Annotated in this window: 14 protein-coding genes, 1 pseudogene and 1 other annotated feature; of the genes and pseudogenes, 8 read left to right on the forward strand and 7 right to left on the reverse strand. The window is 27.2% G+C overall.

Features of this window, described 5'->3' with window-relative positions:
* Positions 1-168: 168 nt before the first annotated feature.
* From OW763_RS00295 to OW763_RS00305, 3 genes are all read left to right on the forward strand, one after another.
* Positions 169-408 (forward strand): TIGR03905 family TSCPD domain-containing protein, encoded by a 240-nt coding sequence (locus tag OW763_RS00295; RefSeq protein ID WP_268039055.1) that lies wholly within the window; start codon positions 169-171, stop codon positions 406-408.
* A gap of 176 nt (positions 409-584) precedes the next feature.
* On the forward strand, positions 585-716 hold the full coding sequence (locus OW763_RS00300; RefSeq protein ID WP_268039057.1) for a hypothetical protein: 132 nt from the start codon (positions 585-587) through the stop codon (positions 714-716).
* A 208-nt stretch (positions 717-924) separates the two neighbouring features.
* A complete protein-coding gene (locus OW763_RS00305; RefSeq protein WP_268039059.1) occupies positions 925-2025 on the forward strand; it encodes an AI-2E family transporter in 1101 nt (366 codons plus the stop codon).
* Positions 2026-2059: 34 nt separating this feature from the next.
* Here the strand turns inward: OW763_RS00305 and OW763_RS00310 are convergent, their stop codons facing one another.
* Both OW763_RS00310 and OW763_RS00315 read right to left on the reverse strand, forming a co-directional pair.
* A complete protein-coding gene (locus OW763_RS00310; protein WP_268039060.1) occupies positions 2060-3367 on the reverse strand; it encodes a bifunctional folylpolyglutamate synthase/dihydrofolate synthase in 1308 nt (435 codons plus the stop codon).
* Positions 3368-3450: 83 nt separating this feature from the next.
* Positions 3451-6090 carry a valine--tRNA ligase gene (locus tag OW763_RS00315; RefSeq protein ID WP_268039062.1) on the reverse strand — a complete coding sequence of 880 codons (2640 nt, stop codon included), beginning with the start codon at positions 6088-6090 and terminating at the stop codon, positions 3451-3453.
* A gap of 138 nt (positions 6091-6228) precedes the next feature.
* Positions 6229-6443, reverse strand: a binding site (T-box leader).
* 188 nt (positions 6444-6631) lie between these two features.
* On the opposite strand from OW763_RS00315, the gene OW763_RS00320 reads away from it, so the two are divergent.
* Together OW763_RS00320 and OW763_RS00325 are read left to right on the forward strand one after the other, a co-directional pair.
* The gene (locus OW763_RS00320; protein ID WP_268039064.1) at positions 6632-7162 is read left to right on the forward strand and encodes a serine/threonine protein kinase; all 531 of its coding nucleotides are present in this window, start codon (positions 6632-6634) and stop codon (positions 7160-7162) included.
* 232 nt (positions 7163-7394) lie between these two features.
* A complete protein-coding gene (locus OW763_RS00325) occupies positions 7395-8594 on the forward strand; it encodes an iron-containing alcohol dehydrogenase (protein ID WP_268039065.1) in 1200 nt (399 codons plus the stop codon).
* Between the two features lie 175 nt (positions 8595-8769).
* Here OW763_RS00325 and OW763_RS00330 read toward each other — a convergent pair whose 3' ends face one another.
* The gene (locus OW763_RS00330; protein ID WP_268039066.1) at positions 8770-10668 is read right to left on the reverse strand and encodes a tetratricopeptide repeat protein; all 1899 of its coding nucleotides are present in this window, start codon (positions 10666-10668) and stop codon (positions 8770-8772) included.
* 339 nt (positions 10669-11007) lie between these two features.
* On the reverse strand, positions 11008-14373 hold the full coding sequence (locus tag OW763_RS00335) for an AAA family ATPase (protein WP_418921785.1): 3366 nt from the start codon (positions 14371-14373) through the stop codon (positions 11008-11010).
* A 419-nt stretch (positions 14374-14792) separates the two neighbouring features.
* On the opposite strand from OW763_RS00335, the pseudogene OW763_RS00340 reads away from it, so the two are divergent.
* Positions 14793-15026, forward strand: a pseudogene (locus OW763_RS00340) (ABC transporter substrate-binding protein); the annotation flags it as partial.
* A 556-nt stretch (positions 15027-15582) separates the two neighbouring features.
* Here OW763_RS00340 and OW763_RS00345 read toward each other — a convergent pair.
* On the reverse strand, positions 15583-17349 hold the full coding sequence (locus OW763_RS00345) for a DUF262 domain-containing protein (RefSeq protein WP_268039070.1): 1767 nt from the start codon (positions 17347-17349) through the stop codon (positions 15583-15585).
* Positions 17350-17635: 286 nt separating this feature from the next.
* Here OW763_RS00345 and OW763_RS00350 point away from each other — a divergent pair, with 286 nt between their 5' ends.
* Complete coding sequence (locus OW763_RS00350) at positions 17636-18031, forward strand: helix-turn-helix domain-containing protein (protein ID WP_268039071.1); 396 nt, start codon at positions 17636-17638, stop codon at positions 18029-18031.
* A gap of 208 nt (positions 18032-18239) precedes the next feature.
* On the opposite strand, the gene OW763_RS00355 is transcribed toward OW763_RS00350, so the two are convergent.
* Both OW763_RS00355 and OW763_RS00360 read right to left on the reverse strand, forming a co-directional pair.
* Positions 18240-18578 (reverse strand): hypothetical protein, encoded by a 339-nt coding sequence (locus OW763_RS00355; RefSeq protein ID WP_268039073.1) that lies wholly within the window; start codon positions 18576-18578, stop codon positions 18240-18242.
* A 74-nt stretch (positions 18579-18652) separates the two neighbouring features.
* Positions 18653-21433 carry a TrlF family AAA-like ATPase gene (locus OW763_RS00360; RefSeq protein ID WP_268039074.1) on the reverse strand — a complete coding sequence of 927 codons (2781 nt, stop codon included), beginning with the start codon at positions 21431-21433 and terminating at the stop codon, positions 18653-18655.
* A gap of 429 nt (positions 21434-21862) precedes the next feature.
* Here OW763_RS00360 and OW763_RS00365 point away from each other — a divergent pair, with 429 nt between their 5' ends.
* On the forward strand, positions 21863-22381 hold the full coding sequence (locus OW763_RS00365) for a hypothetical protein (protein ID WP_268039075.1): 519 nt from the start codon (positions 21863-21865) through the stop codon (positions 22379-22381).
* Positions 22382-22383: the final 2 nt, after the last annotated feature.

Consider the following 22383-nt stretch of genomic DNA (forward strand, 5'->3'; position numbering starts at 1 on the left):
TTCACCCCCTCACAGTATAATATGTAAGAACTGTTAAAATTGAGATTAAACTAATAGTTTGAAACCAAAATTTTATTATTAATTAAGTTATTTGTACTTGAATAACATGGACAAATCACTTATAATCTAAAATCATGAAACAAACTTACTAAAGAAGGGATGAATATAATGTACACATACAAAACTAAAGGAACTTGTTCTAGAGAAATAAATTTTGACATACAAGATAATAAAATAAAAAACGTTTCTTTTATTGGCGGTTGTAATGGAAATTTAAAAGGAATTTCCAACTTAATTGAAGGAATGGAAATAGAAGACGTTATAAAAAAGCTTAGTGATATAAAATGTGGTTCTAGAGACACTTCTTGCCCTGACCAACTCGCATCAGCACTTAAAGAATTAATTTAAAATAAGCAAAGCAAAACTTCGCAATAAAATAATGCGGAGTTTTATTTTGCTATTATATAAAAAACCTTTCATAAAACAGTATTTTTTTTAAACATTTATACCTCTTCTTTCATATACTATATTGACAGGATAAGCTACAATCCTGTTTTAATCTCCTAAAGAAGGGAGGTTTATTTATGAGTTGTGCCCCTAACTGCTCTTGTTGCTGTGATGATGTTTTATTAGTCATCTTAATAGTCCTACTAATTTGTTGCTGCGGCTGTGGATGTTGTTGTGGATGTTTACTACCATGCTGCTGCTGCTGCTAAAATATAAGTAGTGATATATTATAGTTTCTATAATATATCACTACTTTTCATTTTTTTACAAAATTAAAAATTAAATTGTTAAATTTGTAAATTTATAATTTTATAATTTTTTATTAAATCTTAACCTTATAGGCAAAAATACTAGAATAATAAATAAATTGGTGATATAATCAATCTAATCATAATTAAAGAAAGCGAGGAAATATACTTGATTAAAAACAGAAAAATTCCACATATAGACTTAGTACCCATACTCATTATTTCCTTTTTACTTTTCAAAATCATAAATAATATTGAGTTTTTAGCTGAAGGGGTTTCTATTTTTCTTTCTATTTTATCCCCATTTTTTTGGGCTTTGGCTATAGCCTACATGCTAAATCCATTAATAATTCATATTGAAAAAAGATTCAACCTAAAAAGAGCATTAAGCATACTAATAGTATATATGGTTGTTTTAGGGTTTATTATCCTAACAGTAACTATAATAAGTCCTACTATAGCAGATAATATTGTTGATTTAGCAAATAACGCACCAAAATATCTTAAAGAAACCGAAGCTTTAATTAGTTCAAATGCTAAAAAATTCACCATAGCAAACAATAAGGAACTTATTGATTGGATAAATAAAACTCTAACAACATCTACAGATAAACTAATTGCCATATTGAATTCGAGTTTAAATATTATATTATCCAAAGCAATAACTTTTACTTCTTCATTTGCAAAAATGCTTTTTGGATTTATAATTTCCATATACATATTAAAAGATAAAGAGCTTTTCAAAAAAAATATTAAAGAATTTTTATATGCTCTTATCAATAAAAAATCTGTTGATAAAATTGTTAACATTGGACGTGAAATGAATATAATTTTTTCTCAATATATAATAGGTAAATTTATTGATTCTTTAATAATAGGTTTATTATGTGCTGTTGGGTTGGCATTGTTTAAGATACCCTATGCATTGCTTATAAGTTTAATTGTTGGCATTACAAACATGATACCTTACTTTGGACCTTTTATAGGAATGGTACCCGCTGTTTTAATCACCATATTCTATGGTCCTATTAAAGCTTTAACCGTATTTTTATTTATATTAGCACTTCAACAATTTGATGGTTTATATTTAGGGCCTAAAATTCTTGGAGATAAAGTAGGATTAACTCCATTTTGGATTATACTTGCAATAACTATAGGTGGAGGTACTTTTGGAGTTTTGGGAATGTTTTTAGGAGTACCTATAATGGCAATCATAAAAACATTTTTACAAGAATTCATGTCCAAACGTCTTAATGAAAAAAATATTTAAAATACATTATAAGAAATAATATTGCTATGCAATATTATTTCTTTATTATTCTCCTCATATCCCCTACCATATAAAAAGAACCACAAATTAGTAACAAATCATCCTTATCACAATATTCCAAACCTATTTTATACGCCATTTCATACTCTTCTACAGCTTCACAACATTCATTCCACTTTTCCACTTCTATTTTTAACTCAGAGGCAAGTTCAGCTCTATCACTATGTGGTGTAACACATATAACTTTATCTGCCATTGGAGCAATTATTTTAACCATATTTTCAACTTGTTTATCTGCAAGTATTCCTAAAACCAATATCATATTTTTATATTTCAAATATGTATCTACACTCTCTTTTAATCTTGAAATACTATCTACATTATGAGCTCCATCTATAACTATAAGTGGATTCTCCTTCATAAATTCAAATCTAGCCATCCATTTTACTTTTGACAAAGCCCTTAATACATCCTGCTTGCTGATTTCAATTCCATAGTTTCTAAGTTCTTCTACTGTATATATTACAACAGCACAATTTAGTAGTTGATGCTTTCCGAGAAGAGATAGTTGTATATTATACTTTTCCTTTTGTGTACTTACAACAATATTTTGAACTACCTTGCTTTCATTAATATTATCCAATTCATTGCACCCTAAGTATTGTACATCTTCTTCTGAAACTTTTATAAGTTTTGCATTTTTCTCTTCACATATACTCTCTATAACTTCTGTAACTTCATGATTTTGGGGATATAAAATCACGGGAATATCATTCTTTATTATTCCTGCCTTTTCATAAGCTATTTTGGCAAGAGTATCTCCTAATATATTTATATGATCATAACTTATAGATGAAATAATACTTAATATTGGTGTTATTACATTAGTTGCATCTAATCTCCCGCCTAATCCTACTTCAACTACTGCAAAATCAACTTTTTGTTCATAAAAATACAGCAATCCCGCACAAGTTATTATTTCAAATTGAGTTGGATTATCATAACCAAGTTCTATAACTTTATCTATAACCTTTGCTACTTCAGTAACAACTCTAGCTAAATCTTCTTTAGGTATATTCATACCATTTATTTGTATTCTTTCCTCAAACTCTTCAATATAAGGCGAAGTATACATTCCAACCTTATAGCCACTTTCTACAAGTATGCTAGAAATCATAGCTGTAGTAGAGCCCTTTCCATTAGTTCCAGCAATATGTATACACTTTACTTTTTTATGAGGATTACCTAAAAGCTCAAGTATTTTTTCAGTTCTAGAAAGCCCTAATTTAATACTAAATTTTGATGTATCTTCTATATATTCTCTAGCTTGTTCATAATTCAATTTGAGTCTCTCCTATCTTAATTGTAATTTAACACCATGTATTGTATAAAAAACGTCAGCTTACGACGCTGACGTTTTTGTGTTTATTTTAAACTTTGTATTCTTTCTAAAACAGCTTCATACATTTCTTTATATTTTATACCTTTTTCTCTTTCTTCATTTACAACTGCTTCTGGAGCTTTACTTACAAATCTTTCATTAGCTAATTTTTTCTCTACTCTTTGTATTTCTTTTTCAAACTTTTCTTTTTCTTTGTTTAATCTTTCAAGCTCTTTTTCTACATCTACTAAGTCTAAAAGTGGCATATACATTTCTGATCCTTTTGTAACTGCTGATACAGCATTTTCAGGTGCTTCATCCTTAGAAGATATAAATGCTACTTCTGATGCTGAAGCTAATTTTTCAAAATAAATTCTACCTTGTTCAAAAGCGTCTCTACCTTCTACTGCATAAATCGTAACCTTAGCTTTTCTTGAAGGTGGTACATTCATTTCAGCTCTTACATTTCTTAAAGCTTTTATTGCTTCAATAATGTAATTCATATTTTCTTCTGCTTTTTCATTCTTTAATTCTTCCTTATATTCAGGCCATTTAGAAGTTACTATAGTTTCTTCTGATGATGGAAGATTTGTATATATTTCTTCTGTAATGTATGGCATTACTGGATGTAATAATTTTAATCCAGCAGTCAATACTTGATTTAATACATTTAATACAATACCTTTAGCCTTTTCATCTTCTCCATATAATACAGGTTTTACAAGTTCAATATACCAATCACAGAATTCTGTCCACATGAAATCATAAACTTTCTGTGCAGCTATTCCAATTTCAAATTTATCTATATTTTCAGTTGCCTCTTTAATTATAGTATTAAGTCTTGATAATATCCATTTATCTGCAATTGTATACTCTGTGCAGTCTTTATATTTATCCATTAAATCTTTATCAAGATTCATCATAACAAATCTTGATGCATTCCATATCTTATTTGCAAAGTTTCTAGCCGATTCTACCTTTTCTTCATAATATCTTATATCATTTCCAGGTGCATTCCCAGTTATAAGCATAAATCTTAGTGCATCAGCACCGTATTTCTCTATAACTTCAAGTGGGTCTACTCCATTCCCAAGAGATTTAGACATTTTTCTGCCTTCACCATCTCTTACTATTCCATGAATTAATACTGTCTTAAATGGTATTTCTCCCATACTATGAAGTCCTGAGAATATCATTCTAGCTACCCAGAAGAATATTATATCGTATCCTGTAACTAAAGTATCTGTTGGATAGAAATATTTTAAATCCTCTGTTTTTTCTGGGAAACCTAATGTAGAAAATGGCCATAATGCAGAACTAAACCATGTATCAAGTACATCTTCATCCTGCTTTAAATTTTTACTTCCACATTTAGTACATACAGTTGGTTCATCAACAGATACTATTATTTCACCACATTCTTGACAATACCAAACCGGAATTCTATGTCCCCACCAAAGCTGTCTTGATATACACCAATCTTGTATGTTTTCCATCCAGTTAAAATATGTTTTTGAAAATCTTTCAGGAACAAACTTTATTTCGCCTTCTCTAACAACCTTTATTGCAGGTTCAGCAAGTGGTTTCATTTTTACATACCACTGTTCAGAAGTTATAGGCTCTATTGTTGTACTACATCTATCATGAGTTCCAACATTATGTGTGTGTTCTTCTATCTTTACTAAATAGCCTTGTTCCTTCAAATCTTCTACTATAGCACGTCTTGCTTCATATCTATCCATACCTGAATAACTTCCATATCCTTCTACTATATCTCCGTTTTTATCCATTATTACAATTTGTTCAAGATTATGTCGCTTTCCAACTTGATAGTCATTTGGGTCATGTGCTGGAGTTATTTTAACTGCTCCTGTTCCAAAATCTATCCCAACATAGTCGTCAGCAATTACAGGAATTTCTCTTCCTACTAAAGGTAAAACCAATTTTTTACCTATTAAATGTTTATATCTGCTATCTTCAGGATTAACTGCAACCGCAGTATCTCCAAGCATTGTTTCAGGTCTTGTTGTGGCAATCTCTAAATATTCGTCGCTACCAACAACAGGATATTTTACATGCCAAAAATGTCCATTTTGTTCTTCATATTCAATTTCAGCATCAGATATTGCTGTTTGACATTTAGGACACCAGTTTACTATTCTATTTCCTTTATATATTAATCCTTCATTATATAAATCAACAAATACTTGTTTAACAGCTTTACTCAGACCTTCATCCATAGTAAATCTTTCTCTAGTATAGTCTGCTGAAATTCCTAATCTCTTATATTGAGTCTTAATTCTTTCTCTATACTTATCAGACCATTCCCAAACTTTTTCTAAAAACGCTTCTCTTCCCATTTCTTTTTTCTTTAGACCTTTTTCTAGAAGAGCTTTTTCAACTTTTACTTCTGTAGCTATACTAGCATGGTCTTCTCCTGGAAGCCATAATGTACTATATCCTTGCATTCTTTTTGCTCTTATAAGGAAATCTTGAAGTGTTCCATCTAGTGCGTGACCTAAGTGAAGCTGACCAGTTATATTTGGAGGCGGCATCATTATTGTATACGGTTTTTTATTTTCATCTACCTTTGGAGTAAAATAACCTTTTTCCTCCCAATCTTTATAAATTCTTCCTTCAAATTCTTTAGGATCATAAGTTTTTGCAATATTTACTTCTGACATTTTAATTCCTCCCATTTTTATTATAATTACGAATTTACAATTGAACATTAAAAGTATATGTTGTTTTTTTATTCGATGTCTATCGCCACCTGGAACTTAAAAACTTGTTTATATATAAATAAAAAAAGCGCTCTCGTCCCAAAGGACGACAGCGCGCGTTACCACCTTAATTTCTGCAAAATTACAGACACTCATTAAAATTAACGATGTGACCACCGTCTTTACTTACTATTACTTCAGTAAAGAAACTCCAAAGCTACCTTCAAGATAATTCGTATAGAAAGTTTCACAGCTAATAAACTTTCCTCTCTTGATACTCCTACATCTTTACTCCTCTTTTTCTTTGCTTCTACTTTATTCATCATTGTTATTTTATATTATAACTTTATTTTTTATACTGTCAAGTGCAGATTTTATTTTTGTACCACATTAATTTAAAAAGAATATTGTAATATTAACAATTTATTTTTTATAAATATTTAATATACATCAATATGATCCTGTGTATTATTAAATATTCAGTAAAAAATGAGGTATTAATATGAAATATAAAAATCTTATATCTTTAAATTTAAGCAATTATAGAATAATACATCACAGCAAAAAAGAAAAAATTTATTTAACACCTGACAATAAAGTAATTAAGCTATGTAGAAATTCTGATGATTGTAGACGGGAATATCTTATATTAAGATATTGTCAGCACAATAAGTATTTTCCTAAAGTGTATGAATATAGAAAAGGTTATGTTGTAAGAGACTATGTAGATGGGCTATGTTTAATTGATTATATAAAAAAACATGGTCTAGATGAATCCGTTGCCCTTTCATTAGTGGATCTTATACAAACCTTTGAGACTCTTGAATTTTCAAGATTAGATACAGGCATATCTCATATATTTATAAATAAAAATGGAGAAATTAAAGTAATCGGTTTAAGAAATAATTATCAGCATAAAGAAACCTATCCAAAACACATGATTTCAGGTCTTAGAAAATTAAAGGTATCAAAAAAATTTTTTAAAATGCTAAAAAAACACCACCCTGACTTATATGAAAAATGGAAATATTAGAATGATCTCCTTTTATTATAAATTACACAATATTATGAGATACAATAAAATATTGTTATTATTTTTTCATAAATTTTAATTAAACTTTATAAAAACCCTTCGATATCTATTTAATAGATTTTTTTCATTTTTTTTGTTTTATTTTGTCGACTTTTGTTGTATAATGATATAGATGGTTCAATTTACAAATAATTCATTGAAATGAGATTTTATCTAAGGGGGCATTATATTAATGTGGGAAAAAGAGATTAATATTAATGATATCAAAGAAATACGTGTAAAAACTACAGTCTACTTCGGAATAGGTGCTATTACCAAAATTTCTGATATTTCAACTCAACTTAAAAATATGGGGATTGATAAAATTCTTATAATGACTGGAAAAAACTCATATAAAAGTACCGGAGCATGGGATCATGTTGAAAAATCATTAAACGCTAATGAAATAGAATATATTCTTTATGATAAAGTTACTCCAAACCCAAATGTAGTTCAAGTTGACGAAGCTGCAGAACTTGGTAAAAAATTTGGTGCTAAAGCTGTCATAGGCATTGGTGGTGGTAGTCCTATTGATGCTGCAAAAGGAGCTGCTATATTATTAGAATATCCAGATAAAAATGCTACTGAATTATATGAATTTAATTTTACTCCTGAAAAAGCAGTTCCTATTATAGCTATCAATTTAACACATGGAACTGGTACAGAAGTAGATAGATTTGCTGTAACTACCATAGAAGATAAGGAATATAAACCTGCAATAGCATATGATTGCATTTATCCATTATACGCAATAGATGACCCTGCGTTAATGGTATCACTTCCTAAAAACCAAACTTTATATGTTTCTGTTGATGCTATAAATCACGTTATAGAGGCAGCTACAACTACAGTTTCAAATCCATTTGATGTGTTATTAGCAAAAGAAACTATACGACTTGTAGTTAAATATCTACCAAAAGCCCTTGAAAATCCTAATGACTTAGAAGCTAGATATTACTTATTATATGCTTCAATGATTGCAGGAACTTCTTTTGATAATGGATTATTACACTTTACACATGCTCTTGAACATCCTTTAAGTGGTGTTAAACCCGAGCTAACTCATGGTCTAGGTTTAGGAATGCTTCTTCCATCAATTATCAAACAAATATATGTTGCAAAACCAAATACATTAGCTGCTATTTTAAGCCCTATGGTTGAAGGCTTGACTGGAGATCCTTCTGAAGTAGATAAAGCTTCTGAAGGTGTTAGAAAATGGTTACACACTGTTGGACTAACAGAAAAACTTTCTGATATGGGATATGTAGAAAGCGATATAGAAAAATTAACAAAATTAGTTTTTGAAACTCCTGGACTTTCTTTATTGGTAAGTTTAGCACCAGTTGATGGAACTGAAGATGTTGTTAGGCAAATATATACTGATTCATTCTAATTCTACCCAAGATTATTTATTATCTTTTAAAACATTTTTTTATAAAAGGTAGCCAAATTTAGCTACCTTTTATAGATCTTGAGTTTTTCACTTCTAACAGGATGTTTTTCATATGAAATATCAACAACCTTATTATTACTACACACTCCACATGCATTAAGATATTATTAGAGTTTTATTCAAAATCTTCCTTTTCTTCTATACCATCAACAATATATCCATCCTTATTTAATGCCTTTTCTTTATATTTAGTTGCCTTATCATCATCATACAATTCGCCTGAGCAATATATATTATATAAGTTACCATAAGCTCTTTTATAGTAAGGATCTATCTTAATTGCTTTATTATAGTATTCAACAGCTTTATTTTCATCTTGAGTTTCACACCACCTATGACTATAATAATATCCAATAGTATTATAGTACTTTGCATCATCTCCACCAAGTTCAATAGCTTTTTCTAAATATGGGAAGGATAAATTGAATTGTTCAGGATTACCCATAGAAATCATAGTTATACCCATTAAATAATAAGCATCTACATTATCTGTATTTAGTTTAATTTCTATAGGTTTATCTTTCTCATTGTAATAAGAGTAATCTTTATAATCGTTATAAGCTGCTTTATAGAAATATTCATAAGCTTCTTTAAAGTTTTCTTGGTTTATATATTTGATTCCAATATTAATATAGTCTTCTTTCAAGCTACTACTTCCATAATCAGACGAAGATCCACCTGAAAAACTTTCTGTCATCTTTAAGTACTCATTAGCTTTATTTAAATTTCCACTGTTTTGATATACAGTAGTAAGGCTTTTATAACATTGATACTTTAAATCCCGAGGAGTTTCTTTTTCTTCAGGATTCATACCATATTTAGTGCTAATGCCAGTCTGTTCAAAAACCATTAATGCTCCATTATAACTTTCTATTGCTTTATCATAGTCACTTAAATTACTATATTCACTAGCTAAACTCATATAGGATTTAATCAAAAGAACAATAGCTTTATACTCTTGGCTTTTATAGTCTAAAAATCTATTTGGTATACTTGAATCAGCATTTATATACGACTCTAAAACATTGATTGAATTATTATATAAGTTTTGATCAAAGAATGCTAACCCTGCTAAATACTTTTTTTGTCTATCGTTAATGTTATTTAATAAAAATTGACTATCTAATATAGCAATCTTTTTATATGCTTCACATGTCTTTTCTACATTATTAATTTGAAAATACATATCACTCAAATTTAAAAGTATATATTTATCTTTTAGGTCTAGTGAGCTTGCCTTTTCATACTGTTGTGTAGCGTAACCTATTAACTCATATCCGTAGTCAGTATTGTCCATTAAGAACTTTCCAACTAAATAACTCTGCTTACCAGATTTTATATATAGTTGTTTATTATTGGATTTTATATTAATATCTTGTTTATATAAATTCTTAGTATATAAAACTAACTTTGAAATACTAGCTTCATAATCTGCTTTTGCATTGCTAATAGCATTTTCAATTCTTTTAATCTCTAATTGAATATTCTCAGGATACGAACCATAAATTTTCACAGGTACTTTCTGACCAAACATATTTTGACCATACTTTGTCATAATATATGAATGTTCCCCGCCAGCATAATAGTTATAAGCTATTTTGTTTGGGTCAGGATTTGTTACTATTATATTATTATCTTCAATCAGATACCCTGGATGATTTGGAACTGCATCTGTAGATAGTGCTTTTCCCAAAATAGTTAGAGTATTCCCTTTATTTGATATTATTTTACCTTGAATGGTCCATTTAGGATTTTGGATATATAATTGCTTCAACTGTTTTTCTAATTGGATAACATTATTCTTTAGATTTATAACATTTTTTTTCATTTTTTCAATTTCTGTATTCTTATAAAGTATTTCTTCTGTAGAAACTATACTATTGTTTATATTTGTAATTAATACTGTATTACTGTTCATACCATCAACAGTTGCATTTAATTGTTCTGCATAGATTGGTGAACATATTATTAAAACAAAAAATAACGTAAGTATCAAACTAATCTTATTTTTCATAAAATAACCTCCTCTATCATTATTCTTATTAAAAATTGTTATAGAATTTATATTATGGTTTATTATATCATAATATATTATATTTTCTATTCTCTGTACATTACTTTTGAGTTTTTCACTTATATCTTTTCCTTGAACGTTTATTCTTTCTTCTTTAAATTCCTTGTTATCAATGAAGCTCCTGCTCAATTAACTATTATGTTCGATGAGAGATTAGATGCTTAAAATCTAAAAAATTAGCATAGGAAAATTACCCATGCTAATTTCAAATAAATCTGGTATCTTAAAAATTCAATTTACACAAATCTGTGCACATTCTCAAAACTTTAAATATTCTCTTTAAGTATTTTTATGAAGGAACATTTTCTTAGCTTGAATCAAATCATCAGTGGTAATGGTATTTATACCATTATTTCCTGTTTTAGAGTCATAGACCCTTACACTTTGAACTCTAATAACATTATCAAGGAATTGTTTTATCATAAGTCCATTCTTTATAATAATATATTTATTCTCATAGAACTCAGTTATTATTTTACCTATATTGTCTTCACATTCACTCTCCATTGAATAACCTTTATCTTTAAGAATTTTTAGAGCCAAATTAATTAAATCAGTTTCAGTATAGTCATCAAAATCTAATAAAGTTGGGAATCTATAGCTTAAGGCTGGATTTTGTTTCATCAAATCTCTTATAGTTTTTTCTTCTCCATTCAAAACTATTATCATCCTATTGCTATTTTTATCAATAAATTTAATTAGTTTAACAATAATGTTATTAGAATCCTCTCCTTCAATAAATAAATCAGTTCTATCTATAAATAATACCTTTCCTATTCCTTTATTAATAACATCTTCTAACTTTTTCCCATTTTTAATGGCAGTGTCAATTTCATATTTACTGATTTGAAGAGGAGCTTTTGCATTTACTATACCTAGACTATATAACATTTCAGTCAATATATTTAATACAATATTTTTACCAGTTCCCATTCCTCCAGTAAAAATAATATTCATATACTTGTTTATATCTGAGTTTATACCTAATTTTTTTCTTCTTTCATTAATTCTAAATAACTTATATTGATTTCTTAAAAATTCCTTAGCTTTGTCATTATCAGAAATCCTCATCAGTTTGTTTTCAAGATTAAAACTCTTATCATTTTCAGAAAATATAAGTTTTTCAACATCTTCAGCAATTATACGGTTCATTTCGTAAGCACTAATTTGTTCTTCAGCAACTCTGACACTTTGAATTCTTATAAGATTTTCAATATGGTTTCTAACCATTCTAGCATTACCAGATTGGGCATCTGAATTTTCATAGATATCAACAAAACTCTTTTCAAGCTCTACATGAGCATTTTTAGATATTTCAAATCCTTTTGACTTTAAAAGCCTAAGACCAATTTCCAACAATTCACTTGGTCTATAATCCTCAAAAGTAGTCCATAATGGAAATCTTGATCTAAGACCAATGTTTACATCAAAAAAATCTTCCATTTCTTTACTATATCCAGCTAATATAACAATAACTTCTTTTGAATAATCTTCAATTAGTTTAAGTAATGTTTCAATAACCTCTCTGCCTAATGAATCATTTGCTAACGTATATGCCTCATCAATAAATAAAATTCCACCAATAGCTTCTTTAAATTTTGCCTCTGTTTTTTTAGATGTCTCTTCTGAATTTTCTGCTACAAAACTTGATCTATCTGTTTCAACAAGTTGTCCACCTTTTAAAAATCCCATACTATTTAACATTTCCGCTACAAGTCTTGCAATACTTGTTTTTCCTGTTCCAGGATTACCTGCAAAAACCATATTTAAATTTTGTTCAATCTTTGTATTAACACCTACTGATTTTCTCTTTTCTTGCGCAATTAGCAATTTATATTGATTTCTCAGTAATTTTTTTACTTCATCTAATCCAACAATATCTTTTAATTTTTCCTCTAAATCAAACCTAACTCTAACATTAAAATTAAAATTGCTTCTATCTAATATATCAATTGGTCTTTCCAAATCTAAAAGGTACTTTTTAGATGCATCCATTATAGCATTTTCTATAACATTCCTTACAAATCTTGCATTTCCTAAGCCTTTACTCTCAATAGTCTGGTTTCTTGTAAATAAATCTATTAAATGATTCTTCACATTATTAGCAATATAATACCCTTTATCTTTTGCTATATTAACAGCTATTTCGTACATTTCTTCTGGTGTGTAATCTGTAAAATGTATAGTATTATGGAACCTAGATTTTAATCCTTGATTGTAGTTAAGAACTCTTTCCATATCTTTCTCATAACCTGCTAAAATAACAACTAGATTATCTCTATTATTTTCAATTCCATATAGAAGAGTATCTATAATTTTTCTTCCTACATTATCATTTTCACTTTCACACAAGGCATAAGCTTCGTCAATAAACAAAACCCCTCCAATAGCTGAGTTAACAATATCATTTGTTGTTTTTTCAACATCACTAGTATCTCCAGATACAAAATCAGCTTTACTAACTTCTACAAAAACATTCCTTGATAACACTCCTAAAGCATTTAAAAAATCAAATGTAATTCTAGCAGCATTTGTTTTTCCAGTACCTGCATTACCTATAAATACCATATTTGAAGGTGTATTAACTGTCTTCATACTAAGTCTTTCTCTTATTTTTTGTACTTTAAAGTTGTTTTCAATATTATTAATGTGTTCTTTAAATTCTTTTATCCCTACTATTGAGTCCAATCTATGCTTTACTTCTTCTAAGGATGGTGTTACATAATCGTTTAATTCATATACTTCATTATTTATTTTTGCAAATATTTTATCATGTTCAATATATAATAAAATTCTACTATTTTTCTTAATCTTTTCTTCTTCAATAATTTTCTTTATCGGATTACCTATTTTATATGTAGTATAATCCATTAAAGTAAAATTCTTATCTTCATTAAATTTATAAATATAAGATAAAATACCATAATCCTCTTCTAAATTTTTACTTTCTTTATTTCTAAATGTGATATCAAGACTATAATTCTCTTCTAATTCTTTTAATACTTTGAATAATACTTTTTTCATAAGAAGTGTTTTTTCAACTTTAGTTAAGTTTTTAGTATATAAAACCTTGTCTCTATTTTTAATATGGTTTTCCACAAACTCTAAATAATCCTTATCATTCTTTTTATCATATAAGAACATAACAAATTTATCACTACATCTTATTGTATTAATTTTATCTTCTACATTTTTAGTTGTTTCCAAAAGGAATCTATTATTCATAACATAGTTAGTTTCTAATTCAATACTACTATTTGGATATATCTTAGATAAGATATCAAGCATTTTATCACTTGCCATATTAACATTTGTAAACACTATACCTTCTGAACTATTACTAAGCTTTTCATATAAATCCGTTAAGAATGCATTATAACCGTAGTTAAAATTGTATGAACCTAAATCAATCTCTTCAAGAATTCCATTCTCTAAAAGTTGCTTTGCTCTTAATTCTTTAAACATATGTCTCATACCAACTTTTTTAAATGTATTCATCTCTCCAACAACAAGCAATACACCTTTTTCTTTATTCATTACTTTATCTTTAAAATAATTACTTAATTCCTTAAAATAATCTTCTTGTCCAATAAATTCTCTATTCAATTTTTCTTCTATTTCTGCAAAAATATCTTCATTTAAAATCAATCTCATAATGCATTTCTCCCTCAATAAATATTTTGTCTATCTATACAAATAGTTTGATGACTATAAGTGGTATAAATAACATTTTAATATAAAGATAAAGATAATTATAGCATAATTTAATGATAATTTCATAAAAATCACCATTAAAAATTGTTAAATTAGTAACAGTGATATTGCAGCATAAGTATATATGAAATAAGAGCAGCGAACATCTGAATTTTTATAGCATTTTCATTATATTTAGTGAAATAAAAAATTTTAGAATTTAAGAACCTAAAAGTAAAAATTCTTGTGAGAAAATGAGTTTCAGATTGTTTAATATTTAAATGTAAAGCTTAATAAACCTCAATCACCAGTCCCCCATGAATTTCATATAATACTATAGCATAAACTAATTTATGGAGGTACATGTATTTATGAAGAAAAAGGTTTTTAGTCTATTTTCTATTCTCTGTACATTACTCTTAAGTTTTTCACTTCTAACAGGATGTAATTCTAAAAAAGAAACCTCACTAAAAAAAGTTAAATTAAATGAGGTAGTACGTTCTGTATTCTACGCTCCAATGTATGCTGCAATTAATGAAGGTTTTTTCAAGGATGAGGGCTTGGATATTGATCTTTCAACAGGTCAGGGTGCAGAAACAACTATTTTCAAAACACAAGTATTATAATTAAGAGGTTGTACATAGAAGTGCCTAAAAAACATAAATAACATGAGAAAAGCGTGATAACAACAGTTCTCACGCTTTTCTTGTTCTATAACTACCAAAATTCTTCTCTCTATTACCATTTTTTGAAAGTTAACAATCACCTTAATATTCAGCTTTATCATAATTAATAGGTTCTTGCGTAAGCTTCTTTCTACTTCAGTAAAATTGCTTAAAAAGCCTGTTTCATATGCATAATCATTACATCCATCCTCTACTACTTCATTTGTTGGAGAGTGTGTTGTATATTTTACTGTTTTTTCAATACTGTTCAGCCATTCCCTTAAATTGCTGTTCTCCCATTTGTTGCTGACATACACATTTCTATAGGTGTCTCCAATATACTGTCCACGTTCCGCTGCATCAAAGAGTTTTAGACAGAGTATTTTTTCAATTTGACAAGAACCTGGTAACTTAGTAGGGTGTACAACACCCTACTTGCTTTGATATTAAATATAATAAAGAGATAACTCCAATTTAATAACTCTATACTTAATTATTAGTCTGAAAATTTTTTAAATAAATTTATTACCTCATTCATCTTAACTTCTGCTACATTAGCACCTTTTCTTTCGTAATATTTATTATCATATATAACTGCTTCACCCTGCTCTTCCAATTTCATTATTATGACCCTTTTCCCACCATAATCTAAAAATTTTATATTGTTCGTAATCTGTGATTTATATTTTTTCTCTATTGGTTGCGCATCTATTTTTTGTATTACCTTTTGGAAGTATTTATCATCATCCGTTTCTAAAATATCTATATCGTGGTTAACCCCAGTTATAAAGAAATTACCTTTCTTTATATACTCTTCATTAGTTATCTTCTTAACATCCTCAGCATCACTTTTCTTATCCGCTACTCCTACAATTAAATATCCTACACTATTTTTACCCCTATTTATCATAGCTGTAAGTGTTTTTATTGACTTATCAAAGGTTTTATCAATAAACTCTCTACTAGTTAAATTACAAAAACCCAACTTAAAATCAAATGAACTTTGCTCTGTCGTAGATTGACTTAATATATTTTCTAATTCTATACTCCATTGAACCATAGATGGATCTTCAATATTCTTAGCAAAATTCTTCTCAATAATACCTACTACAGAATTTACATTATTTTCTCTCTCTATTGCACTCCAGTTTCCTCCACCTTGGCTTAAATTAATATTCTTAGATATTCCATCTAAAGCCTTTATAATCCTGTCACCTGACTTAACCTTCATGTTTCTATTAACAGCTAATTCAAATAATGCTAAATATACTATTTGAAAGTATCTAGGTATCTTATCTAAAGTACTCTCTTTAAAAATTAATTGATTGAACTTTTTATTTGACTTAACTAATACACTATTAAGTATATCAAATACTTTATAAAAATCTTCTTTAATTTTTTCTTTTCCTCTAATTGTTATTTGTTCTTCTAATTCTTTAAACTTTTTACTTTTGTCATTATTGAATCCATAAAATTCATCTAATGTTTTACTGCTGGATAATGGCTTGTCCTTCAATAGTGTATATGCTAATATATCTGCTATTATTTCTTCATCTTTAGACTCTCTTACCTGTTCTCTTCTTATTATTGTATTATCAACCCAAAATACCTTATCTACATTTATCCCATAGTCTAATTCTTTATTAGTTATACTTATATTTTTCATATCATTAAGAAGTAACCTTTCTCTTAATGAAGAATCTCCTCTTATTTGACTTGATAATTCTCTAACTATATTGGCAAATAACGATATTGATCCTGCTTGTCTTATTTCTTGTTTAGATAAATGTTTTCCGTTAGAATTTATTCTTCTAAATATTTCATCTATCTGCTCCTCACTCTCCATCTTATAGATAGATAATGGTAATACATAAGATGCTATTTCAGCACATATTTCTCTTTTCATTTTAGGTTTATTCTGTTCTATTTTACCTTTATCATGTATTAACTTACTCTCAGCCATAGCTTCTAAATCAAAATATTCGCCATTTACTGAAAACTCACCTTCTATGAATGATACTATTGCATTTAATCTTTGCATTCCATCTATTATTTCAAAGGTAGTATTATCATCAGTACTTATTTCTGCTAATAATATTAAAGGAACCGGATATCCTTTCATTATTGAATCTATAAAAGCAGATTTTTCTTCTATACTCCACACTAATTTTCTTTGATACCTTCTATTTACTAACAATCTATTACTTGTATAAAACCCATATATTCTTTGTATATTTTCTGATCTTACTGTTAAATCTTGCATCTTACCCCTCCATTACCAAATCACACTTTAAAAGCTATTGTTTTATAATAACCCAACTGCTTTTTTATTTCTATTTTTTGAACTTTATCATCTATTTTCTAACTGCCTACTATAAACATTAGTCACTTCATATTTTATCACTATTTTTACATAATATATATAAAAATACATAATTCGTAGTGTTCTTTTCAATAAACATAATCACAAAAGCCATTACATATTTTCCCTTATAGTGTTTAAACAATCCATCACTTGTCCATACTCCTAAATATACGGAGGTGTTTACATGCAACAACAGCTAGGTGAAACCATAAGAAAATATAGAAAACAAAAAGGCTACACCATGACCCAACTTGCTGATAAACTTAATATTTCAATAGGATTACTCAGCAATATTGAAACAGGCAAAACAGATTCTTTTCAACTTACTTTACTAAATAATATTATAAAAAAATTATCCATACCAATATCAGAATTAGAGCTATTTTCTAAATCCTACCCTATTGAAGAATTAAATATAAATAACACAAAAGATTTCAAGAAATTACGTTCATCACTTGAAAAACTAATTGATGCTTTTATTACAACTTTCTCAGCACTATCCTTTGATGAAGGTAAAATAGCTTTAGTAACTAATATGCTGATTAAGGAGCTCCAGACAATTAATCAATTAATAGAATAACTTTTCTACTTAAAATTTTCATAAACACTTATAGTTCAATATTAAAATATAATAAAATCCCTTATTTTGTGTTTACTCAATTTACCACATAAGTTTTATTTTTATTGACTTTAGCATATTATCTGTACAACTTAAACTACTCTAACCTTACTTTAGTTAATATACTTAATAAAAATGTTATAAACATAAATAATATTTATATATTTTCTTATACTTGGCTAATAATATTTTTTATAATATTATATGTCTCTAAATGAATCACCCAACTTGATTTTTCAATAAGTTGTTGTATTCTACAACTATCTAGAAAATCTTTAGTTTCTTGTTTAAATGTAATATATAATTCTTTTTTACTTTGATTGCATTTTTTGTTATATGAAATTACAAATAATTCTTGAAATACATTCAAACTTTGTATTCTCTTGTATAAATAAACTCTGTACTCTATTGTTTGGAAATCAATATTATTAAGCTGTTCTACTAATTCTCTTCTCATTGAAAATATCTTTTTAATAACCTTATCTTTAATATTTTCTATTTTTTTCACATAAATTACCCCTACATCTTTTTTATATAGTATATGGTAATTTATATATAAATATTATTAAGTAAATAATTTGCTTATCTCTTATATTTGTTACTTCTTTTTTCAAATGCTGGCATAGTACCTTCTAATACATCTACTATATACTCATTCATTTGTAACGACTCCATACTACCAGTTTTATACCTTATTTGTAACTTTTCTTTGTCCATTTTACTATATATTATCTGTTCTGAATCACATGCCACTGCAATATTAGGATTATGTGTTACTATTATTATTTGTCTTTTTTCTTTAGCCTTTATTATATATTTCACTAATTTCTTAAATATAGATTGATTATCCAAATTATCCTCTGGCTGGTCTATTATTAAAGGTGTATTTTCTTTATCTAAAATCAAATAAAAAATTAATAATAATAACCCTCTTTCTCCTGGAGACAGTTTGGATAATACTTTATCTCCTAATTTTAATTCATAATTTATTTTAATATAATCTAGTCCATAAAGATTATTAAAAAACTCTATTTTATCCTTAAATACTTTATCATAATCCGATACTGATTTTTTTAATTTGCTTTCTATTTTACTAACACAATCAAATATACTATTAAAATCCTCTACATTAAGTTCTTCTACTAGCTCTACTAAATTTTCTTTAGCTTGTTGTTTCCCTCTAAAAATGCTTTTTACATTTTGATTAATATAGTTTAATATTTTATCTTCCATAGAATCAACATCCAAATACAGATTAATTTCTATATTTGGCTTTTCCGAATTTTTCATATTTAACTCGCTTATTGCTTTTTTTATATATGAATATTTCTGTGCATATTTATCAATAATTTCTTTGTTTAATTTATATATTACCATACATAACCGTTTTCTATCTTTATACAATTCATCTAACTCTTTTGGTAAATCTTTTTCTAATACTCTTATATTTTCTCTTAATTGTGTTATTTTATCTGAAATCTTGGTTAACTTTTCTCTCCATTTTATAGTTTTTTCTACATACTTCTGATAAATAATTTCAGATTTTGTTAAAGTATTTGTTATCTCTTTTACTTCTTTTTGTGCCCTCTTAAGCTTTTCTACTATTATTCCGTCTTTTCCATCTTCTTCAATAACGCTTATATCTGCTTTTATGTTTAATATCTCACTTTTAATAAATTCCTTTAATAAAATTAATTTTTGATAATTAATTTTCAATTCACCTATTATCAATTCATTAATCCCATTATTTTTTAAATTATCATTTATTTTTTCTATCCATTCACAAAATTTTCCCTTAGTTTTTTCTATCTGTTGTATAGTGTTTTCTATTACATACTGTTTTTTAGTGATATTTTCCAAATCTTTTTTTCTAATTTCTAACTTTTTCTTATAATCTTCAATTTGAGAATTAAGTAAATTTAATTTTTTCTCAACTTTGTTATCTATACTTGGTTTTGATATATCTTTTGGTTTATTACGATTTTCTTGTTCTAATTCCTTTTCATATTCTTTTAATTTTGTATATAAAATTTGTTTTTCTTTGTCAGAAATTTGTTTTTCCTTCGCTAATATTTCAGCGTTTAGTTCCTTTAACTTAATTTTACTGGAATCTATATCTATGATTATACTGTCTGTTAAATATTGCATTAATTCATCTAATGATTTCTTTCCCATCTTTTCTTCATCTGGCAAGTAATCAAAAATAAGTCGTTCTATTTCATCTTTAAACTCATCTTTTAAATCATTGCACACATCTTCAATGTATTTCTGTGGTAAATATTTAACTTTTTCTAATAACATATTATTTTCTATGGGAAATAGATTTTTTTCTTCTTCTGTACCATTTTTCCACTTAAGTTTTACACTATAATTTTTACCTAAGTAATCAGTTTTTTGGTTAAATCTATTTTCGCTCAGAAATGAAAACCTATTATTATGTGTGTTTCCTGCATGTCCTATTATATCTGCTAACGCACTTTTCCCATTTCCCTTATTACCTATAATTGTAACTAAATCATAATTTAATAATATTTCATCACCAAACCATTTATCTTCTGATGTTATTCCTTGTATTTTTATACTATCTATAAATTTATTACTATTCTCCTCAATAATTTTTTTCTTAGGAGGTCTATTCCCTACAAAAAACCTTAATTGTGGCTCTTTTATTGCTTGCTGTAGTCCTTCAAATGTTAAATCAGCTTTTACCCACAAATTTTCTTTTATTATATAATCCCTTGGATCATGATTATCTGAACATATTATCATTGGCTTTCTTTCTATCTCTTTAAATACATATTTATTATAATCATCTATATCTTTAAGCCTTCCCATTTCAAATATATGAGCATGTTCAGCTATTTCTTCTTTAATTGCCATATTTACTTCTAAAGAATTTGTTATTCCGTCATCAATTCCTTTATCTTTTTTACCAGCATGGACACTAATAATACCCTGATTTTTTTTTGCAAACTCTATTATATCCGAATAATCCCAATAAATTGTATCATTATTATCTTTATTTTTAGCTTTGGCGTCCTTCATAATTACATTAAATCTATTTGCTAAATTATCAACTTCTTTATCAGGAAAAATTATAATTACATGTAAATTTGAAGTTCCTTTATCACATCTTAACTCTACCCCAGGAAAAATTTTAATATTTGGTACCATCTGTTTTAGTTTCTTTATTCTTTCTACATCTATAACAAAATGATCAGTTATAGCCACAGCTACCAATTCTTGTTTTTTCCAAGAATTCACTAGAAATTCATCACAATCACTTGATTTATATTTATAATCATATGACGCTGCAGTATGTACATGTAAATCCCACTTTCTCCATTCTGAACCTCTATCCATATATCTCACCTCTTTGAATAATTTAATAACGCTATTATTATAACATTTAATTCAATAATATTACAAAATTCGTTTATATTAGAACTATATCTATTTTTTATTAATTAATACTTAATTATCCACAACTTAAAACTATAACTGAAAATATATAATTTAAAATTTTTAGCTAGAATGATTTAATTAAGCCTTATTTCTTAGTTAAATACTAATCACACTAAATATTACATTTTAAAATTTATTTACTTGCTTTATAACTTTAATATCTAATACTATTATCAAAAATTTTGAAACAATTACTCAATTAATAAAAACAACTAATTCTAAATAATTATAGATTTAGTTGTTTTTCATTTTAATGAAATTTCATTTTAATGTATATTCCTTTCACTTGCTGCACATCCTATTACTGCAAAGGTGGTGAAGTCATAAGTGAAAATTAACAAATACCTCTCTTTTGATATATCACTTCATAAAACCTTGTACTACATAAATAAACACTATTCTAACACTTCATTATCTTATAAATCTCTTATCGATATTCTCAATGATAATTGGTTATCTACAGGTTACCAATCTAATTATGAGGAATCGCTATTTAAATCCTTTGCCACTACTGCTATGAAAAAATATTCCTTAAATCCTCTAGATAGAGGTTGTGATATTGTACTAATCAATAAATTCATAACTGCTAAAGAAGGATCTAAACTTAAATATGCCAAAATAGATAAACTCCACTTCTTATCCAATGATCAATTAGAACTAATCGATTATAAAAGTGGGAAACATCTTCCCCCTATCAATAAATCCTTTTTCACATCTAAAACTCTCTTTACTATCACATCTATAAAAAAGAAGTTTGGAGTTTATCCTGACATATTTAGCCTTTACTATTTAAGACATGGTATAAAATTTTCACAAGAAATCCCTCAAATATATACTACTATCTAAAT

It is taken from the genome of Clostridium aestuarii (assembly GCF_026735135.1).
Classification (GTDB): domain Bacteria; phylum Bacillota; class Clostridia; order Clostridiales; family Clostridiaceae; genus Clostridium_H; species Clostridium_H aestuarii.